This is a genomic window from Actinoplanes sp. 13 (genome assembly GCF_056134165.1).
Genome location: NZ_JBVYOQ010000001.1, coordinates 235,846 through 254,831 on the forward strand (window position 1 = coordinate 235,846; position 18,986 = coordinate 254,831).

17 protein-coding genes are annotated in these 18,986 nt (G+C 72.1%); 11 read left to right on the top strand and 6 right to left on the bottom strand.

Annotated features, from left to right (window positions below; genetic code table 11):
* Positions 1–20: 20 nt before the first annotated feature.
* Complete coding sequence (locus AC0NH5_RS00990; RefSeq protein ID WP_474398737.1) at positions 21–1,811, bottom strand: diguanylate cyclase domain-containing protein; 1,791 nt, start codon at positions 1,809–1,811, stop codon at positions 21–23.
* 255 nt (positions 1,812–2,066) lie between these two features.
* Here AC0NH5_RS00990 and AC0NH5_RS00995 point away from each other — a divergent pair, with 255 nt between their 5' ends.
* Positions 2,067–3,800, top strand: coding sequence for an alpha/beta hydrolase (locus tag AC0NH5_RS00995; protein ID WP_474398739.1), 1,734 nt, complete (start codon positions 2,067–2,069; stop codon positions 3,798–3,800).
* 15 nt (positions 3,801–3,815) lie between these two features.
* Here the strand turns inward: AC0NH5_RS00995 and AC0NH5_RS01000 are convergent, their stop codons facing one another.
* Positions 3,816–5,375 (bottom strand): serine/threonine-protein kinase, encoded by a 1,560-nt coding sequence (locus AC0NH5_RS01000; RefSeq protein ID WP_474398742.1) that lies wholly within the window; start codon positions 5,373–5,375, stop codon positions 3,816–3,818.
* A 91-nt stretch (positions 5,376–5,466) separates the two neighbouring features.
* The gene (locus tag AC0NH5_RS01005; protein WP_474398744.1) at positions 5,467–6,030 is read right to left on the bottom strand and encodes a hypothetical protein; all 564 of its coding nucleotides are present in this window, start codon (positions 6,028–6,030) and stop codon (positions 5,467–5,469) included.
* 177 nt (positions 6,031–6,207) lie between these two features.
* Here AC0NH5_RS01005 and AC0NH5_RS01010 point away from each other — a divergent pair, with 177 nt between their 5' ends.
* Positions 6,208–6,768, top strand: coding sequence for a sigma-70 family RNA polymerase sigma factor (locus AC0NH5_RS01010; protein ID WP_474398747.1), 561 nt, complete (start codon positions 6,208–6,210; stop codon positions 6,766–6,768).
* The gene (locus AC0NH5_RS01015; protein ID WP_474398748.1) at positions 6,765–7,457 is read left to right on the top strand and encodes an anti-sigma factor family protein; all 693 of its coding nucleotides are present in this window, start codon (positions 6,765–6,767) and stop codon (positions 7,455–7,457) included. The genes AC0NH5_RS01010 and AC0NH5_RS01015 overlap by 4 nt, the downstream gene beginning before the upstream one ends.
* A 12-nt stretch (positions 7,458–7,469) precedes the next feature.
* Here AC0NH5_RS01015 and AC0NH5_RS01020 read toward each other — a convergent pair whose 3' ends face one another.
* Positions 7,470–8,039, bottom strand: coding sequence for an antibiotic biosynthesis monooxygenase (locus AC0NH5_RS01020; RefSeq protein WP_474398751.1), 570 nt, complete (start codon positions 8,037–8,039; stop codon positions 7,470–7,472).
* A gap of 103 nt (positions 8,040–8,142) precedes the next feature.
* Between AC0NH5_RS01020 and AC0NH5_RS01025 the strand changes: the two genes are divergently transcribed.
* Entirely contained in the window at positions 8,143–9,168 is a 1,026-nt protein-coding gene (locus tag AC0NH5_RS01025) for a WD40/YVTN/BNR-like repeat-containing protein (RefSeq protein WP_474398753.1), read from the top strand.
* 159 nt (positions 9,169–9,327) lie between these two features.
* Here the strand turns inward: AC0NH5_RS01025 and AC0NH5_RS01030 are convergent, their stop codons facing one another.
* A complete protein-coding gene (locus tag AC0NH5_RS01030; protein WP_474398755.1) occupies positions 9,328–9,966 on the bottom strand; it encodes a response regulator in 639 nt (212 codons plus the stop codon).
* Positions 9,918–11,198, bottom strand: coding sequence for a sensor histidine kinase (locus AC0NH5_RS01035; protein WP_474398756.1), 1,281 nt, complete (start codon positions 11,196–11,198; stop codon positions 9,918–9,920). Before AC0NH5_RS01035 ends, AC0NH5_RS01030 begins: the two co-directional genes overlap by 49 nt.
* Positions 11,199–11,329: 131 nt before the next feature.
* On the opposite strand from AC0NH5_RS01035, the gene AC0NH5_RS01040 reads away from it, so the two are divergent.
* From AC0NH5_RS01040 to AC0NH5_RS01070, 7 genes are all read left to right on the top strand, one after another.
* Entirely contained in the window at positions 11,330–12,331 is a 1,002-nt protein-coding gene (locus AC0NH5_RS01040; RefSeq protein WP_474398758.1) for a fatty acid desaturase family protein, read from the top strand.
* A 155-nt stretch (positions 12,332–12,486) separates the two neighbouring features.
* A complete protein-coding gene (locus AC0NH5_RS01045; protein ID WP_474398761.1) occupies positions 12,487–13,380 on the top strand; it encodes a CDP-alcohol phosphatidyltransferase family protein in 894 nt (297 codons plus the stop codon).
* A gap of 137 nt (positions 13,381–13,517) precedes the next feature.
* The gene (locus AC0NH5_RS01050) at positions 13,518–13,955 is read left to right on the top strand and encodes a peptidase associated/transthyretin-like domain-containing protein (RefSeq protein WP_474398763.1); all 438 of its coding nucleotides are present in this window, start codon (positions 13,518–13,520) and stop codon (positions 13,953–13,955) included.
* Between the two features lie 134 nt (positions 13,956–14,089).
* Positions 14,090–15,706, top strand: a complete 1,617-nt coding sequence (locus AC0NH5_RS01055; protein WP_474398766.1) for a phospholipid carrier-dependent glycosyltransferase — start codon at positions 14,090–14,092, stop codon at positions 15,704–15,706.
* A gap of 39 nt (positions 15,707–15,745) precedes the next feature.
* Entirely contained in the window at positions 15,746–17,386 is a 1,641-nt protein-coding gene (locus tag AC0NH5_RS01060; RefSeq protein ID WP_474398769.1) for a GMC oxidoreductase, read from the top strand.
* Entirely contained in the window at positions 17,383–18,222 is an 840-nt protein-coding gene (locus AC0NH5_RS01065; protein ID WP_474398771.1) for a helix-turn-helix domain-containing protein, read from the top strand. Before AC0NH5_RS01060 ends, AC0NH5_RS01065 begins: the two co-directional genes overlap by 4 nt.
* On the top strand, positions 18,219–18,938 hold the full coding sequence (locus AC0NH5_RS01070) for an SDR family NAD(P)-dependent oxidoreductase (RefSeq protein ID WP_474398774.1): 720 nt from the start codon (positions 18,219–18,221) through the stop codon (positions 18,936–18,938). Before AC0NH5_RS01065 ends, AC0NH5_RS01070 begins: the two co-directional genes overlap by 4 nt.
* Positions 18,939–18,986 lie beyond the last annotated feature (48 nt).

Sequence of the window (18,986 nt, forward strand, 5' to 3'; positions counted from 1 at the left end):
GAAGTTCAGTGTGCCGAAGTCTAGTCGCCGGCGCGGTGCCTGCCGACCCAGCTCGTGTCGACCCCGTCACCGCGGCTGCCGCCCTTGTGCTTGATCGCGTACATGGCGTGGTCGGCGGCGCGCAGCGCGGTGTCCGGGTCCTCGGCGACGGGCGCCACGTGCACCCCGATGCTGGCGCCGATCAGGATCTCCTGGCCGGCGATCCGGAACGGCAGCTCCAGGACGTACCGCAGGCGGCCGCTCATGGTCTCCGCGTCGTCCGGCGTCACGCCGGGCATCAGCATCACGAACTCGTCGCCGCCCACCCGGGAGAGCACGTCGCCGGAGCGGACACAGGCGCTGAGCCGGTCGGCGACCTGCCGGAGCAACTCGTCACCCACCTCGTGGCCGAACGCGTCGTTCACCGGCTTGAAGCCGTCCAGGTCCACGAAGAGCACCGCGACCGGCGCGTCGCGCAGCGTCGAGCCGAGCGCGTCCTGCATCCGCCGCCGGTTCGGCAGGCCGGTCAGCGGGTCGTGCTGGGCCTCGTGCGCCAGGCGCTCCTGGAACGCCCGGTTCTCCGAGACGTCCCGGGCATTGATCACGACACCGGACAGCGCCGGGTTGTGCATCTGGTTGGAGGCGGTGAAGTCGAACCACCGGTAGTCACCCTCGGGCGACCGGACCCGGCACTGCAGCCGCAGCACCCCGGACGCGTCGGCGACCAGCGCGGCGAGGCCCTCCCTCATCCGCGGCTGATCCTCCGGGTGCACCAGCTCGAAGACGCTGTGCCCGGCGAGCGCCCCGGTCTTGTAGCCGAGCACGGTGTGCGCGCTCGGGCTGCTGAAGATGATCCGGCCCTCGCCGTCGAGTACCGAGACCAGGTCGGGGGCGTGCTGGAAGAGGGCCTGGAAACGCTCGTCCGCGCGGCGCCGGGTGACCTGGGTCCGGTAACCGAGCACCGTGATGCCGGCCACCCCGATCAGCAGCATCGCGAGCAGCGTCAGGTTGAGGGTCTGACTGCGGCTGTGCACCACACCGTCGAACGACGACTTGGTCTGGGTCCGCACGTACGACCAGCCGCTCGGCAGGCCACCGACCACAATGCCGATCATCGCCGTCCGGTCCGCGGTGTACTCGACGAAGTGCACGCCACCGCGGTTCAGGTACGGCTTCAGCGCGGGGCCGAGGTTGGTGCCGATCAGAGCGGGATCGCTGGCGGCGCCGACCGTGCCGTTGTGGTCCACCACGGTGGTCCGGTGCCCCTCCGAGGAGAGCCGGGCGAGGTAGCTCTGCAGCGACGTCTTCGCGGTCTCGTTCAGGCCGATCAGGAAACCGGCCGGCGTCCCGCCGACCATCACCGGCACGGCCACCGCGGTCAACGCGACCCCGTTCACGACCATCACGTCGGAGAAGCCGGGCTTGCCCGCGGCCAGCAGCTCGCGCATCGGCCGGAACGCGGGGTCGGCCGGGTCGGGCAGACCTTCGTCACGGCTGGCGGTCAGGACGTTGCCGCTCAGGTCGGTGGTCAGCATCCCGTACCGGAACGTGGCGCTCTTGCCCGCTGCCGCCACCAACAGCGTCCGGTCCGCCGCGGAGCCCACCGCCAGGTGCAGCACGTGCTCCTTCAGGATCTGGGCGAGCTCGGCCGCCGAGTTCAGCTGGAGTTGTCCCGTCAGGGTGCCGTTGTTCGTGCCGAGCGCACTGCTGTCCGCCCGGTGCACCGCGTCGGCTGCCTCCAGCGCCGACCGGTTGACCAGGAATCCGATGACCCCGGCGGCAGCCAGCAGAATCACACTGACTATCACCGCGATCCAGTTGCGCAGGCGCATCGCGTCCCTCCTCACCGCAAGTCATCGGCAGCGGGACGGGTGTCTGAAAGGAAACGACTTAGGGGAGCGCACCCATGTCAACCGGGGGTTCGGCGGAGCAAAACCCGGGGAAAAGGGGGCGGCGCTCGGCAGCATCGACCCCTGATGATGGAGGAGGCATTCGGCGGGGCCGGATCCGGCACTCCGGTGCGGTCCGGCCTTGCGTTCGACGAGCGATGGTGACCGGACGGCCGGCGTCGATGAACGGAGCACCGCATGCGCAGACAGGTCGTGGCGCCGCCACCGGGACTCCTGGCGCCACTTCGCAGCCGGGTCCCCGCACCCCGGAAATCACCGGAGACGGCCGCCGCCCGGCCCGCGCAGGTCACCCCGGACCGTCCGCGTTTCATCAGATCCGGCTTCAGCGTCACCGGCGTGGCCTTCGCCGCCGTCTTCTACTGCCTCTCCTTCACCCCGTCGCTGCTGCCGCGGGCGTGGTTCCTGCAGGGCGTGATCGCCGGCATCACCGCCGCGATGGGGTACGCACTGGGCACCGGCATCGGCGCGCTGATCTCCCTGCGCCGCCCGTTCAGCGACCGGGTGGTGCGGATCGCCTGGCGGGTTCTGATCACCGTGGTGCCGCTGCTGGTGCTCGCGTTCCTCTGGCTCGGCACCCGGTGGCAACGCGCGCTGCGGGTCCGCCTGGGCATGGAGCCGGCCCAGGAGTACGACGTGGTCCGCACCGTCGGTGCCAGCCTGCTCACATTCGGGCTGCTGCTGCTGATCGCCCGCATGCTGCTGCTCGCCACGTACGTCTCCGCCTGGCTGTTCCGGCGCGTGGTCAACGACCGGGCGGCGTACTGCGCGGGCACCGTCGTGGTCGCCGTGCTCGCCTACGGCGCGTTCGACAACCTGCTGGTGACGCCGGTGTTCGCGATGGCCGACCGGTCCGCCGCGGTGACCAACAGAGGGACCGGCAACGGGGTGCACGTGCCAACCTCGGCGTTGCGGTCCGGCGGGCCGCATTCGCTGATGACCTGGGACTCACTGGGCCGGCAGGGCCGTTCGTTCGTGGCCGGCGCGCCGTCCCGCGAGGAGCTCAGCGCCTTCGCCGGGCGCCCGGTGGCCGAGCCGATCCGGGTCTACGCCGGCCTCACCTCGGCCGGCACGCTCGAGGAGCGGGCCGCGCTGGTGGTCCGGGAGATGGACCGGACCGGGGCCTTCGAGCGGTCGGTGATCGCCCTGATCACACCGACCGGGACCGGCTGGGTGGACGGCAAGGTCACCCGCGGGCTGGAGTACATGTACGCCGGCGACACCGCGCTGGTCTCCATGCAGTATTCCTACCTGCCCAGTTGGGCGGCCTTCCTCGGAAGCCGGTCGGAAGTGGTCAGCGGGGCCGACGCGCTGCTCGGCGCGGTGCGGGAACGCTGGGCGGCGCTGCCCGAGGCCACCCGGCCCAAGCTGCTGCTCTTCGGCGAGAGCCTGGGGACGTACGGCCTGGAGAAGGTCTTCGGGACCGCGGAACAAATGGTCACCGGCGCCGACGGCGTGCTGATGCTGGGGCCGACCTTCGCCAACCCGATCCACCGCCGGCTGACCGAGGCGCGGGCCGAGGGCAGCCCGGTCTGGGCGCCCGACTATCCCGGCCTGCCGGTGGAGTTCGCCGAGAACGCGGCCTCCCTGCGCGAGCTGACCGGGCCCCGGCCGAAAGCGGTCTATCTGCAGAACGCCACCGACCCGATCGTCTGGTGGAGCTGGGACGTGCTCTGGAAGAAGCCGTCCTGGCTGACCGGCGAGCGCGGCCCGGACGTGACGCCGGACATGCACTGGTACCCGGGCATCACGTTCTGGCAGACCACCTGCGATCTGATCTTCGCGAACAAGGTGCCGACCGGGCACGGTCACGTCTACAAGTCGGAGACCGTGGACGCCTGGGCCGCGATCGCGCCGCCGGCGGGCTGGACGGTCGCCGACAGTCTGCGCCTGCGGGCGCTGCTGGACGGCTAGGGTCCGTGTCGTGGATCAGAAGCCGGTGCCGGTGGTGACGTCGACCGGGATCGCCGGGACGGTGTCGGCGCCGACCGCGGCCGACCCTGCGCCGGTGTCCAGGCTGGGCGCCGGTCCGGGGGAACCGTTCGTGGTCAGCACACCGACCTGGGAGCCGTCCGGCAGCACGATCCAGCCGCCCCGGATCTCCGCGCCCCGCAGCCGGGCCGCCGCCCGGTAGAGCCCGGACGGCGCGGTGACCCGCGGCAACGAGAAATCGTTCGGGCGGTCCTGCACGGTGACCCGGCCGGTGACGCGATCCTTGGTGATGGTCCCGGTGAGCGCCGCGCCGGCACCCCCGGCCAGGGAGATCCGGTCACCCTGGACGGACCCCTTCAGCCAGGCCTCGACCCGGTCGCCGTCACAGAGGTACGCGACGACGCGCCCGTCGCGTACCGCCAGCGAGAGGGTGCCCGCGCCGCCGGGCAGGCGCGCCGCATAGGTGGCCCGGGCCGGCGCCGTGTTCGCCAGCTTCTGCCTCTCGACGACGGGGTCCTCGCCCGGCACCGCGTTCCCCCCGCCGGGTCTCGCGCCGAAGCCGGTGGCCGCCGACGGCCCGGCGACCGGTTCCGTGCCCGGATCACCACTGCCCACTCGCACCGTCAGGCCGATCAGCACGGCCGCCACGAGCGCGCCCGCCGCGCCGGCTGCCCAGGCCGCCCGCCGGTGGACCGGGCGGGAGAGGCGGCCGCCGAGGAGACCGGTGCCGAACAGCCGGCCGGCCGGCGATGCTGGTTGCGGCGAAGGCGAAGGCCCGGGCGCGGGCCAGGCGGGTTCGGGCGGGGCGGCCGCGACCACGGCGGCCCGGATCCGCATCGCCACGTCACTGGCTGCCGGACGTTCCCACGGGTGCGTCGCCAAGCAGTCCCGGACCAGGTCACGGACCGGGTGCGGGACCCGTTGCAACCCGGAACGGCCGGGCGCGGGGCGGGTCCCGGAGGTCATCTCGGCGAGAAGGACGCCGAGGGCGTACACATCGGCGGCGGCGGTCGGCGGCCCGCCGGTGGCCAGCTCCGGCGCCGCGTAGGCACCCGCCGGGACACCGGGACCGGCCGCCAGTGCGGCCATCCCGAAATCGCCGACCTTCACCCGCAACGGGTACGCCCCGCCCACCAGCAGGACATTCTCCGGTTTCAGGTCGAGATGCACGAGACCGTGCGCGTGCACGGTGGCCAGCACGTCGGCCACCTGCGCCACGACCCCCGCCGAGTCCTCCAGCGGCAGCGTCCCACCCTCCCCCGCCATGTACGCCCGCAGGCTGGGACCGTCCACGAAGTCCACGATCAGGGCGAGCCGGTCCGGCTCGGCGACCAGGTCGTGCATCCGGACGATCCCGTCGTGCGGCACCTGGCTCAGCGCACTCCCGATCCTTTTCAGCAGCTCCCGGACCCGAGGGCTGCGGGCCAGATCGGGCCGGAGCAGCTTGGCGGCGATCGGCGGGGCGCCGGGCACGGTGGCACGCCGGACGATCGTGCAGTCACCGCGCCCGATCTCCTCCCACAGCTGGTAGCGGCCGATCCGCTCGGTGTCACCCATCGACCGCTCCCTCCCCGATGCCGACCTCAATCCTCTATCGCCGGATAAAGGCTGATAGCCGGGTATTCGGGGGAACCTGACCGGGTGACCGTCAGGAGAACCGGACCCCGTGCTCGCCGGTGGTCCCCAGCGAGCGCTGCAGGCCGCCGTACTCGAACGTGCTCCTGCCCCACACCCGGTAGGTGCCGATGCGCAACGACCGCCAGCCGGTCCGGCAGTGCGCCATCCGCCAGTCCCCGTAGTCGCCGTCGTACGCGAACGAGCTGCGGCCGCAGGTCGCCGAGTCGATGTGCACGCCACGGTTCGTGCCGTCCACCCACTGCCTCAGCCCGTCGAGCCGGACGGACCGGTCCTTCCAGGTGCGGTGGTACGACGGCCAGTCGATCCGGGTGTCGATCCGCTGCCGCACCCACTCGTAGTCGGCGGTGAACTCGATGCAGACGCGCTGCGACAGCCGGCCCCACGAGTCCTCGTCCGACAGGATCCGCGACTGGTCCCAGCCGCTGCAGTTCTGCCGGTTGGAGGCGGCCTGCGCCCCGGCTGCGGCGGCCTTCGAGGAAGCGGCCTGCGCCCCGGCCGAAGCGGCCTGGGTGCTGCCGAAAAGGGTCGCGCCGACGGTGATCGCGACGACGACGGCGCTCTTGATCTTTCGCATGATGGTTCCTCCCGTTCCCGGCCCCCTGCCGAGTTCACTGCCACCACGGCGGGCGGGGTGGCCGGGTTCACGCCGGTTCGGCCGAACTTCACGGTTCCTCCCGTCGGGTGAATGCCGCCCCGTTTCGTCCCTCGCCGGGGCGATTACACGGCTCGCGCGCCGCGGAAGGATCAGGGCATGCGCCGATTCGGCCGCGAGAGCACCAGCGACGAGTTCCTGATCCGGCGCCTGTACGCCGAGCACGGCGGTGCGCTGCTGGCGTACGCGACCCGCCTGATGGGCGACCGCGCGCTCGGCGAGGACGTCGTGCAGGAGACGCTGATCCGTGCCTGGCGGCACCCGGACGCGCTGACCGACGACAAGGGGTCCGTCCGCGGCTGGCTGTTCACGATCACCCGCAACGTCGCCATCGACCGGCACCGCGCCCGCCGGGCCCGGCCCGCCGAGGTGGCCGAGACGGTGCACACCGCCCCGGTGGAACGGGACCACGCGGACGCGGTGATCGACTCGATGACGCTGCTGGGAGCGCTGGAGTCGCTCTCCCCGGAACACCGGGAAGTGCTGCGGGCGCTCTATTTCGAGGGCCGCAGTGTGGACGAGGCGGCGGCCCAGCTGGGCGTGCCCGCCGGCACCGTGAAATCGCGCAGCTACTACGCGCTCCGGCGGTTACGGGAGGTGATCAGCGAGCCCACGCCCGCGGGACCGCTGATGATCGTGGTGAACGGGACCGCGGGATGAGCCGGCACGACAACGAGCTGCTCGGGGCGTACCTCCTGGGGGTTCTGGAGGAGAGTGAGCAGGCCACCGTGCGCGACCACCTCGGGGTGTGCGCGGTCTGCCGGCGTGAGGTGGACGCGCTGCGCGAGACGGAGGCCGCCCTGGGCGGCATCCCACCCGAAGCCCTCGTCGAGGGCCCGCCGGACGACGGCGATCTGCTGCTGCAACGCACCCTGCGGCAAGCACGGCAGGAGCGCCTCCGGACGCGACGGCAGCGGCGTACGACCCAGATCGCCGCCGCCGTGGTGACCGGCGCCGCGGTCCTGGCCGGCGGCGTGCTCGGTGGCAGCGCCCTGGTCGAGGAGCCCGCGCCACCTCCGGCCGCATCGGCCACCACCGCGCCCGGCACCCGGACCGCGACGGCGACCGACCCGGCGACCGGGGCCACCATGACCGTCGCGCTCCAGCCCGCCGACGGCTGGGTCCGCCTCCGGGCCACCGTCGGCGGCGTCTCGGCCGGCGAGCAGTGCCGGCTCCTCGTGGTCGGCCGCGACGGCGCCCGGCGCGAGGCCGGCACCTGGCGGGTCTCCGCCCAGGCGGCCGACGCCGCCACCAGCATCGACGGGGTCGCGCTCGTCGCACTGCCGGACGTGGCCGCCGTCCGGGTCGAGACGCTGGCCGGCCGTCAGCTCGTCGAGGTGAAGATCTAGCGGCCCAGCGGCCTAGCGGCGGAGCCAGGGTTGCAGGGCCTTGGTGACCCGGGGTAGGACCAGATAGGTCATCACCGGGGTGAGGCAGAGCGTGCTGATCAGCGTCCGCAGCACCACATTGAGACCGTCCAGGTGCGGCATCAGCAGGACCGCGGCGACCAGGCTGACCGGGAAGAAGCCGAGCCAGATGGTGACCGCCTGCTTCCAGCGCCGCGGCGCGGGCGGCGCGGCCTTCTCGACGGGCTCGTCGAGGCGGTCCTGCGGCGGGTCGAACCAGCCCTCGATGCCGGTGCGCCGCTCCTCCCGGGTGTGCTCGACGAAACCCTCGGCCGAGGAGAGCCACCACTGCCGTTGCGAGGACTGCTCCCAGTTGCGCAGCGACTCGGCGTCGGCGAACCGGTAGAGCATGTGCCACTCGGCGGAGCCCGGCTCCGGGCGCACCCAGCCGGTGCCGAGGAAACCGGGGAAGTCCTCGGCCAGCGACGCGCCGGCCCGGACCCAGGCGGCCATCTCGGCGGCGCGCTCGGGATCGGCTCGGCGGGTGATCGCCACGGTCACGGGGAGCTGGGCCAACGTCTGCACATCTCACATTGTGGTAAGCGCTTGTTTCAGGTCCAAGTCGTAGTTGCGTACCCCACACCCCAGTCTGGCGGTAAGTTGCCCAGTCATGACGCTGCAACGAAAGTTGTCTATCTCAGCACTCGCTCTCGTCATGCTCGCCGGCTCCGGCTTCACCCCGGGCCGCGGGCCGTCCTGGCAGCTCAGCGACACCGGCGTGACCGCACAGTTCCGTGGGCTCGCCCCGGTCAGCGCGAAGGTCGCGTGGGCGGCGGGCTCGGCCGGGACGGTGCTGCGCACGGTCGACGGCGGCCGCAACTGGGGCTCGGTGGGCCCGCCCGAGGCGGCCGGCCTCGAGTTCCGGGACGTCGAGGCCACCGACGCGCGACACGCGGTCGCGCTGACCATCGGCAACGGGCCGGCCTCGCGGATCTACCGGACCTCGGACGGCGGGCGCACCTGGACCGAGACGTTCCGCAACGACGAGCAGACCGCCTTCTACGACTGCATGGACTTCTCCGACCGGCGGCACGGCCTGGCCCTGTCCGACCCGGTCGGCGGAAAGTTCCGGATCCTCGCCACCGCCGACGGCGGCCGGTCCTGGCAGGTGCGGCCCACCACCGGGATGCCGGCCGCGCTGCCCGGCGAGTTCGCGTTCGCGGCCAGCGGCACCTGCCTGGTGACGGTCGGCCGGCACGCGTGGTTCGCGACCGGCGGCGACGCCACCGCCCGGGTGTTCCACTCCACCGACCGCGGCCACACCTGGAAGGTGACCGACTCGCCGCTGCCCAGCGGCCCCACGGCCGGCATCTATTCGCTGGCGTTCCGGGACACGCGCACCGGGATCGCGGTGGGCGGGGACTACAACACCCCGGCGGCGGCGCCGGACGGGTCGGCGGTCACCCGGGACGGCGGGCGGCACTGGACGGTGGCGAAGCGGGTGCCCGGTGAATACCGGTCCGGGGTCGCGTGGACCGGGCGGGGGCGCACCGCGCTGGCGGTCGGGCCGACCGGCAGCGACGTCTCCTACGACGGGGGTGTCACCTGGCGGCGCTTCGACACGGGCAGCTTCGACGCGGTGGCCTGCGCGGACGACGGCGCGTGCTGGGCCTCCGGCACGAACGGCCGGATAGCCCGCCTCACCTGGCACTGACCGCGTGGGGACTTGGGGTGCGATCCGCACCCCAAGTCCCCACACAAGAAGCACAAGCGTGGGGACTTCGGGTCCGATCCGCACCCAAAATCCCCACACAAGAAGCACGAGCGTGGGGACTTCGGGTCCGATCCGCACCCAAAATCCCCACGGTGGAGGTCAGGGGTTGAGGTAGGCGAGGACGGCCAGGACGCGACGGTTGTCGTCGTCGGAGGGCGGCAGCGCCAACTTCGTGAAGATGCTGTTGATGTGCTTGCTGACCGCCTTCTCCCCGACGAAGAGCTTGGCGGCGATCGCACCGTTCGACCGGCCCTCCGCCATCAGGCCGATCACGTCACGCTCCCGGGCGGTCAGCTTGGCCAGCGGCGGCTGGTGGCGGGCCAGGAGCTGAGACACCACCTCCGGGTCCATCACCGTGCCACCGGACGCCACCTGGCGGACCGCGTCGACGAACTGGGCCACGTGCGAGACCCGGTCCTTGAGCAGATAGCCGACGCCGCCTTTGCGGTCGGTGAGCAGCTCCCGGGCGTACAGCGGCTCGACGTGCTGGGAGAGCACCAGCACCGGCATGCCGGGCACCACGTCCCGGGCCGCGATCGCCGCCTGCAACCCCTCGTCGGTGAAGGTGGGCGGCAGCCGCACGTCCACCACCGCGACGTCCGGGCGGTGCTCCACCAGCGCGGGCAGCAACGACGGTCCGTTGTCGACGGCCGCCACCACGCGGAAGTCGTAAGCCTCCAGCAGCCGGGTCAGGCCGTCCCGGAGGAGGGCGAGGTCTTCGGCGATGACAACGCGCACGGCAGCTCCATGGTCACGACAGTCGGTCCGCCCGGCGGGCTGGACAGGCTCATCGTGCCATCGAAGGCGGCGAGACGGCGTTCGATGCCCTGCAACCCGGTGCCGCGGGACGGGTCCGCCCCACCCGTGCCGTCGTCGCTGACCCGCATCACCAGGACTTCGCCGGTGTGCCAGAGCTCCACCCGCACGGTCTGCGCGAAGCTGTGCCGGGTCGCGTTGGCGAGGATCTCGGCGACCGCGAAGTAGGCCGCCGACTCCACCGGCGTGTCCAGCCGTCGCGGCACCGACGCCTCCACCGTGGCCGGGATCGGCAGCGCCATGGCCAGCGCCCGCACCGCACCCTCCAGTCCGCGTTCGGCGAGCACCGGCGGGTGGATGCCGCGCACCAGGTGGCGCAGCTCGACCAGCGCCGCCGAGCTGTTCTCGCGGGCCTCGGCGAGCAACTCGCGGGCCGCCTTCGGGTCCATGTCCACCATGGCCTCGGCCAGGCCGATGGTCATGCCGAGCGACGCCAGCCGGGCCTGTGCGCCGTCGTGCAGGTCGCGTTCGATCCGGCGCAGCTCGGCGGCCTGCGCGTCGACGGTGTCGGCCCGGGTCACGGTGAGCTGGCTGACCCGCAGCAGCAGGTCGGCGTTGCGGGTCGGGGCGAGGAAGAGCCGGTTGAAGTACGAGTCGGCGCGTCGCAGGTACGGCGCCGCGCCGACGCCGATGATCAGGATCAGCGCACCCTGCGGCAGGGACAGGAAGCCCTGCCCGATGGTCTCGATCGGCCAGATCACGCCGTAGCCGTAGTCGTCGACGCCGAGCGAGATCCAGAGCGGGATCAGGAAGATTCCCTCCGCGCCGTAGATCGGCAGGGCCAGCGTGAGCACACCGAGGATCAGCCCGGCCACCGCGCCGGGGAGCAGCCACGCGAAGTCGCGCCAGGTGGCCGGGTCGGTGACGATCCACCGGTACCGCCGGATCAGGCCACCGGCCGGCGGGCCGGGGCGGTACGGGCGGGCGATCGGCACCCCGTACGTCGCGCCGAACGTGCGGGCCAGGTGCGCCCGCCCCCTGATCAGGGCGGTCACGAGCGGCAGCAGCACCAGGCCGATGCCGAGCACGGGGGTGAGCACCAGCGACAGCACGAAGAGGATGAACAGCGGGATGTTGGCCACCGCGAGCACCACGGCCAGCGCCCCGTGCCCCCAGGCCCGGATGCCTTCCTGAATCCAGTCACGCGACTCCATGTCCTCATCCTGACCGGGCCCGGCCACCGTGTCGGTAGTGCCAGCCCTACCTGCGGCAGGGGGGTCAACCGCCCCGGGCAGGGGGACCTGACACTCCTGACCGCGGGCGCTCCGCCCGGTTGCCTGGAGACATGACGACGACAGCTGAGACCCGTCCGGCGGGAAGCGACTTCGCCGAGCTGAACCGCCGGGTCAACGCGGCCGGCCTGCTCCGCCGCCGGCCCGAGTACTACGCCGCGCGCCTGGGCCTGGTGACCATCGCCCTGGCCGGCGGCTGGTACGCGTTCTTCCTGGTGGGCTCCTCGTGGTGGACGCTCGCCGTGGCGGTCTTCCTGGCCGTGGTGTTCACCCAGGTGGCGCTGGTGGCCCACGACCTCGCGCACCGGCAGGTGTTCCGGACCAACAAGCCGAGCGCCCAGGCCGGGCTGATCGCCGGCAATCTGGCGATCGGGATGTCCTACGGATATTGGATGGACAAGCACACCAAGCACCACGCCAACCCGAACCATGACGATCTGGACCCGGACGTCGGTCCCGGTGCGCTGGTCTGGACCCGCGAGGCCGCCCGCGGCGGCGGTTTCCTGATCAAGCACCAGGCCTGGTTCTTCTTCCCGCTGCTCACGCTGCTCGGCCTCTCCCTCAAACGGGACAGCGTCCGCGCGCTGCGGGCGGGCTCGATCAAGCGGCGCGGTCTGGAGGCCGCTTTGCTGACCATCCACTTCATGGCGTACGCCACCGCGCTTCTCGTGGTGTTGTCGCCGCTGCAGGCACTGGTCTTCTTCGTGGTGCACCAGGCGCTGTTCGGGGTCTACCTGGGCCTGACGTTCGCGCCCAACCACAAGGGCATGCCGCATCCGGACGGCACCGAGGACTTCCTCCGCAAGCAGGTGCTGACTTCCCGCAACGTCCGCGGCGGATGGCTGGTCGACACGGCCCTGGGTGGGCTGAACTACCAGATCGAGCACCACCTGTTCCCGGCCATGCCGACGCCGAACCTGCGCCGGGCCCAGCCGCTGGTGCAGCGTTACTGCGCCGAGATCGGTGTGCCGTACGAGATGACCAGCCTGACCGAGTCGTACCGGCAGGCCCTGCGGCATCTGCACGACGTCGGCGCGGAGCTGCGCGCACGCTGAGGGCACAAAACGGTTGATTTCCGGGTTGCCGAAGAGGCCGTCGGGCCGGGAACAAGTTAGAGTTCCCCAACACAAAACTGTGGGCCGCCGGGACCGGAAGGTGAACCGGCGGGGTCCGTGAAGTTTTCCGAGGATTAAGGTCTAGAGTGCCGCGCGTGAAGGTGACCTTGCAGGAGATCCGGGAGCGCACCTACAAGCCGGTCGACGCGTGGTGGACCGTGCTTCTGGTCGACCCGTTGGCAGCTCCGCTGGTGCGTTTGGTGGCCCCCTACCGGTGGATCACACCCAATGTTCTGACTCTGGTGGCGACCGTCTTCGGCACCGGTGCGGCGGTCTGTTTCGCCATGGGCGATCGCTGGTACCTGGTCGCCGGCGCCCTGCTGTTCCACCTGAGCTTCGTCGTCGACTGCATGGACGGCAAGATCGCCCGGCTGAACGGGACGGGCACGATCTTCGGCCAGTGGCTGGACTTCGTGCTCGACCGGGTCCGGGTCTTCTTCATCGCCCTGGCCCTGTTCGGCGGGCAGTACGTGCAGACCGGCGAGGTGTCGTACCTGTGGCTGATGGCCGTGGCCGTCTTCCTGGACCTGTTCCGTTACCTGAACAGCAGCCAGATGACGAAGGTCCGGCGCGGCATGCGCGACCAGCTCCTGGCGCTGCGCCCGCCCACCACCGTGCAGCCGGAGGCGGCCGCCGACGCGGGTGAGCCCGCCGACGAGATGCCCGAGCCCGACACGCGGCCGGTGACCAACCCGTCGGTCAAGCGCCGGGTCGGCGACTTCCTGCGGGCCCGCCGGATCCGCACGCACCTGTTCAGCGGCATCGAGTACGAAATGTTCGTGTTCATCATCGGCCCGCTGACCGGCCTGCTCTTCCCGGTCACCATCCTGTCCGGCGCGGCCCTGCTCGCCTTCGAGGCCTTCCTGATCTACAAGCTGTACAAGGCCTGCAAGGCGTACCCCGCCAAGCTCGCGGCCGCCGAGAAGGAGTTCGAGGAGTACCAGGCCGAGCAGGCGCCGACCACGCCTCACCTCAGCCCGGCGGTCTGACCGCCCCGAAGCATTCCGAGCGCCCCGGCGACGATTCGCCGGGGCGCTCGCTGTCGCACCCGAATGGAACCCGTGCGGAGATCCGCGGGCCGGCCGAGCTGCCGAACGGACGAGCACGGCAATCGTCTGGAGGCGCCATGCTCACCCTGGAAACGCCGGCTCGGCGCACCGCCTCGCTCACGGTTCGGCTGCGCCTTCTCGGCGCCGCCTCGGGCCGCCCGGCGCGGGGACACATCGTGACGCTGTGGCACTGCGGCCGTCCCGAACCCGGCGCCCGGCAGACCTCGGACCACGACGGCTGGGTCCGCTTCCCGAGCGCCTTTCCCGACGCGGGCGCCGACGGCTGGCCGCACCTGCACTTCGAGGTGCACCGGGACGGCATCCGGGTGCACGCCGCTCAGCTCGCCCTTCCGGGTGACGCGTGCACGAGCGCGTACGCCGCCGGGCGGCGCCGGATGGCCGGGCGCTCCCTCGCCGCGGACCGCTGCTTCACCGGCGGCTGGAACCTGGAGATCCCCTCGGTCACCGGCGACGCCGCGCGCGGCCTGGTCGCGATCCGAACCGTCGCTCTCTGAACCTCTGTGTGTGAACTTCGGCCCACATAGCGACCCGAACTTCACACGCAAGGTTGCGACGGGCGGCTGGCGGCCGGCGGCGAGTGGGCGGTGGGCGGGTGAGCGCCGGCAGGGGGACCGGCTAAGTTGGGCCGATGCCTCGCCGACGCCTGTTCTACCTGCTCGCTGTCGTCGCGATGCTGGGGCAGATGGCGTTCGCCATGGTGACCACCGCGCTGCAGCAGTCGCCGACCATCGACGAGCCGGTCTACGTGGCGACCGCCGAGGTCTACCGGCAGCAGCACAGCCTGCGCTACAACCCGGAGCACCCGCCGCTCGGCAAGCTGATCATGGCGGCCGGGACGGCGTTCGCGGATCCCCGCCTCGACCCGGCCCATCCCGGCAACCAGACCGAGCTGGGCCGCCACCTGCTCTACGAGAACGGCAACAACCCGTTCCGGGTGATGTTCCTGGCCCGATTGCCGATCATCCTGCTCACGCTGGCGTTCGGGCTGGTGGTGCTCGCCTTCGCCCGGGACCTGGCCGGCCCCGCGGGCGGGCTGGTCGCGCTGGGGCTCTATTCCTTCTCCCCCGACGTGATCGCGCACGGCTCGCTGGCGACGCTGGACGTGCCCGCCGCCGGGATGCTGCTCACCGCGTTCTGGCTGGCCTGGCGCGCCCGGGGAAGGCCGCTGCTCCATCTGCCGCTCGCCGGGGCGGCGCTCGGTGCGGCGCTGGCGATCCGGATGAGCGTGCTCCCGGCCGTACCGCTGCTTGTTGCTCTTGCCGCCTGGTCCATGTGGCATGCGCAACGGGTGCACCCGGAGCGACCCACCGCGGCGCGCACCGCGCTGCTGCGCAGCGTGGCGGCGGCGATCGTGGTCGGGCTGATCGCCGTGGCCGTGGTCTGGCTCTCCTATCTGGCAGCCGATCCACGGCTGCGCTGGACCGCCCCGCCCGGCCTGCCGGACGTCGACGGCCTGAGAGGCCTCGCGGTCGACCTGCTGCCGTTCCCGCAGGCCTACCGGGACGGCATGCTCATCCAGTTCGCGTTCGAGGACCGGGCCTTCAACGGGTTCCTGCTCGGCGAGGCCTACCGGGGCTCGCGCTGGTACTACCTGCCCATCGCACTGCTGATCAAGACGCCGCTGGCCATGCTGGCGCTCTGGGTGGCCGGTGCCGTCACGATGCTGGTGATTCCCCGGTTGCGGGCCGCGGCGCTCTACGTGCTGCCGGTCTCGGCGCTGCTGTTGCTGGCGGCGATGACCGGCAGCCGCAACTTCGGCACCCGGTACGTGATCTTCCTGCCGATGTTCCTGGGGGTCGCCGCCGGCACCGTGGCGCTGATCCGGTTCCGCTGGTCGAAGGCCGTCGCCGGGGTTCTCGTGGGCACCGTGGCGGTGGGGTCGCTGATGACCTTCCCGTACTACCTGCCGTACTCGAACGTCGCCTTCGGCGGCACCGACAACACCCACAACAACCTGCACGACGCGAACGTCGACTGGGGACAGGACCTGGGGCGGCTCGGGCAGCGGCTGTCGTCCCGCTATCCGGGCGAGCGGGTCTGGCTGGCCTACAAGGGTTCGGGCGTGCCGTCCTACTACGGGATCGACGCCGACGATCCGCTCCGGGTGCCCGCGGATCAGGTCCGCGGTCTGCTGGTGGTCTCGGACTCCCGGGTGGCGACCGCCGGCGCGCGCCTCCGCCGCCTGATCGAGACCAGCACGCCCATCGACCACGTCGGATACTCCATCACCATCTACCGTCGCTGACCCCTTCCGGTTACCGGCCGGTAATGCTTAGGTGAGGCGATGACGCACTACGACATCGTCATCGTGGGCAGCGGCTTCGGCGGCAGCGTCAGCGCCCTGCGGCTGGCCGAGAAGGGATACCGGGTCGGCGTGCTCGAGGCCGGCCGCCGGTTCACCCCCGAGACCCTGCCGAAGACCTCCTGGGACCTGCGGAACTTCCTCTGGGCGCCGAAGCTCGGCCTGCGCGGCATTCAGCGGATCACGCTGCTCAAGGACATCATGGTGCTCTCCGCGGCCGGCGTCGGCGGCGGCTCCCTGGTCTACGCGAACACGCTCTACGTGCCACCCGCGCCGTTCTTCGCCGACCCGCACTGGTCCGGGATCACCGACTGGTCCGCCGAGCTGGCCGCCTCCTACGACCAGGCGTCGCGGATGCTGGGCGTCACCGAGCAGCCGTCGATGACGCCCTCCGACGTGGCGATGAAGCAGGTCGCCGACGACATGGGTGTCGGGCACACGTTCCGCCGCACCCCGGTGGGGGTCTACTTCGGTGAGCCCGGCAAGACCGTGCCGGACCCCTATTTCGGCGGCGCCGGCCCGGACCGCACCGGCTGCGTCGAGTGCGGCAATTGCATGATCGGCTGCCGGGTCGGCGCGAAGAACCGGCTCGACGTGAACTACCTCTATCTGGCCGAGCGGGCCGGCGCGGTGGTGCACCCGGACACCGAGGTCACCTCCCTGCGCCCGGCCGGCGAGGGCTGGCGGATCAGCACCCGCACCGGTCGGTTCACCGCCGGCCAGGTGATCCTGTCGGCGGGGTCGCTGGGCACCCAGCGCCTGCTGCACACGATGCGGGACACCGGCGTGCTGCCGCATCTGTCCGCCCGGCTCGGCACCCTCACCCGCACCAACTCCGAGGCGCTCGTCGGCGCCGCCACCAAACACGTGCCCGACCAGCCGTTCTCCACCGGCATCGCGATCACCTCGTCGTTCCACCCGGACGCGCAGACCCACATCGAACCGGTCCGGTACGGCCCGGGCAGCAACGCGATGGGCCTGCTGACCACGCTGCTCGTCGACGGTGGCGGGCGCGTCCCCCGGCCGGTGCGCTTCCTCGGGCAGGCGCTGCGGCACCCGATCCTGCTGGCACACTCGCTGTCGGTGCGCCGGTGGAGCGAGCGGACAATCATCGCGCTGGTCATGCAGACGGCGGACAACTCGCTGACGGTACGACGGACCCGCGGCGGCCGGCTGACCACCTCGCCCGGGCACGGCCGGCCGAACCCGACCTGGATCCCGGTGGGACACGAGGCGGTGCGCCGGCTCGCCGACCGGATCGGCGGGTACCCGGGCGGCTCGCTCTCGGACATCTTCGACATCCCGATGACCGCGCACATCCTGGGCGGCGCCACGATCGGCGAGACCGCCGCGACCGGTGTGGTGGACGCCTATCACCGCGTCTTCGGTTATCCCGGCCTGCACGTCGTGGACGGCTCCGCGGTCCCGGCGAACCTCGGCGTCAACCCGTCGCTGACCATCACCGCGATGGCCGAGCGGGCGATGGCGCTCTGGCCCAACAAGGGCGACGAGGACCGGCGGCCCGCCCTCGGATCGGCCTATCAGCGCCTGGAGCCGATCGCGCCGCGCTCCCCCGCGGTCCCCGCGCACGCCCCCGCCGCCCTGCGCCTGCGCCTCCGGTGATCCATTCGCTGCCGGTCGAGCCCGGCCCGGAGCCGTGCGAGACGCTCGTGCGCCGGCCGCATCCCCGGCTGCGCGGGCACATCGTCTCCTACAGCGGTTTCCGGACGAGCGCACCGGTCCCGCACCGCCTCCTGCCCTGCAACGTCCCTGTCCTGATCATCGACATCACCGGGGCCGCCCGGGTGGTCACCGGGGCCGCCGGCGCCCCGGAGATCGTCTCGGACACACGGTGGGGGCACGGCGTCACGGTCGGCCTCACCCCGACCGGTGTCGCCGCGCTGCTGGGCGTCCCGATGCGGGAGCTGACCGGGGCTGCCGTGCCGCTCGAACCGGGCACCGTCCCGCTCGGATCCGGCACCGCCTCGCTCGCCGCCCGTCTTGCGGGGATTCCGGGCTGGCGGGGCCGGTTCGCCGTGCTCGAGGAGTGGCTGACCGCCCGGCTCGAGCCGTCCCGCCCCGAGGATCCACTGGTGACGGCCGCCTGGTGGCGTCTCCAGCGCCCCGGCGCGCCCCGGGTCGGGAAACTCGCGGCTGACCTCGGCGTGAGCCGGCGCCGCCTGGAGACCGGTTTCCAGCGCCACATCGGCCTGTCACCCGGGACGGTCGCGCGCATCGCGCGCTTCCAGCGAGCCGTCGGCATGGTCGCGGCGGGCGCGGCACTTCAGCGGGCCGCGACGGATTCGGGGTACGCCGACCAGCCGCACTTCTCCCGGGAGGTCCGCTCGATGGCCGGCCTCACCCCGACCGCGCTGCGCGGGGCGATCGAGGCCGCCCTCCCGCCCGGCGCGCATCCGTTCAAGACCGGGAGCCGGGAGCGCCCTACCGTCATGTCATGACGCTCACCGGAAGGACAGCCCTCGTCACCGGGGGATCGCGAGGCATCGGCCGTGCCATCGTCGAACGACTCGCCGCCGACGGGGCGCGGGTCGTCTTCACCTATCGGGAGAGCAAGGCAGCCGCCGACGACCTGGCCGCCTCTCTCCCGGACGCCGTGGCCGTCCACTGCGACCAGTCCGAGGTCGCGGGCCTGCCCGCCGCCTTCGAACCCGTCCGCGACGGTCTCGACATCCTGGTCAACAACGCGGCCGTCGCCGTCTCGATCCCGATAGCCGACGTCACCGCCGACGACTTCGACCGCGTCATGACCATCAACGCGAAGTTCCCGCTGCTGGCCATCCGGGAGGCGATCCCGCTGCTGCGCGACGGCGGCCGGATCATCAACCTGTCCAGCCTGAACACCGTCGTGCCGGGGCCCGGGCTCGCCCTGTACTGCGCTGCCAAGGCCGCGCTCGAACAGTTCACCAAGGTCGCCGCCCGTGAGCTCGGCGCCCGCGCCATCACCGTCAACACCGTCTCGCCCGGGGCGACCGACACCGACATGCTGCGTGGCACCAACCCGCCCGAGGCCCTGGACCGGGCCGCCGCCCTCACCGCGTTGCAGCGCATCGGCCGGCCCGCCGACGTGGCCGCCGTGGTCGCCTTCCTGGCCGGGCCGGACGCGGCGTGGCTCACCGGCCAGAACCTCCGGGCGACCGGCGGGCTGCTGGTCTGACGATGCTCGCAAGCCTGAGTGGGCAGGTCAGCCCGGCGGTCGCGGCAC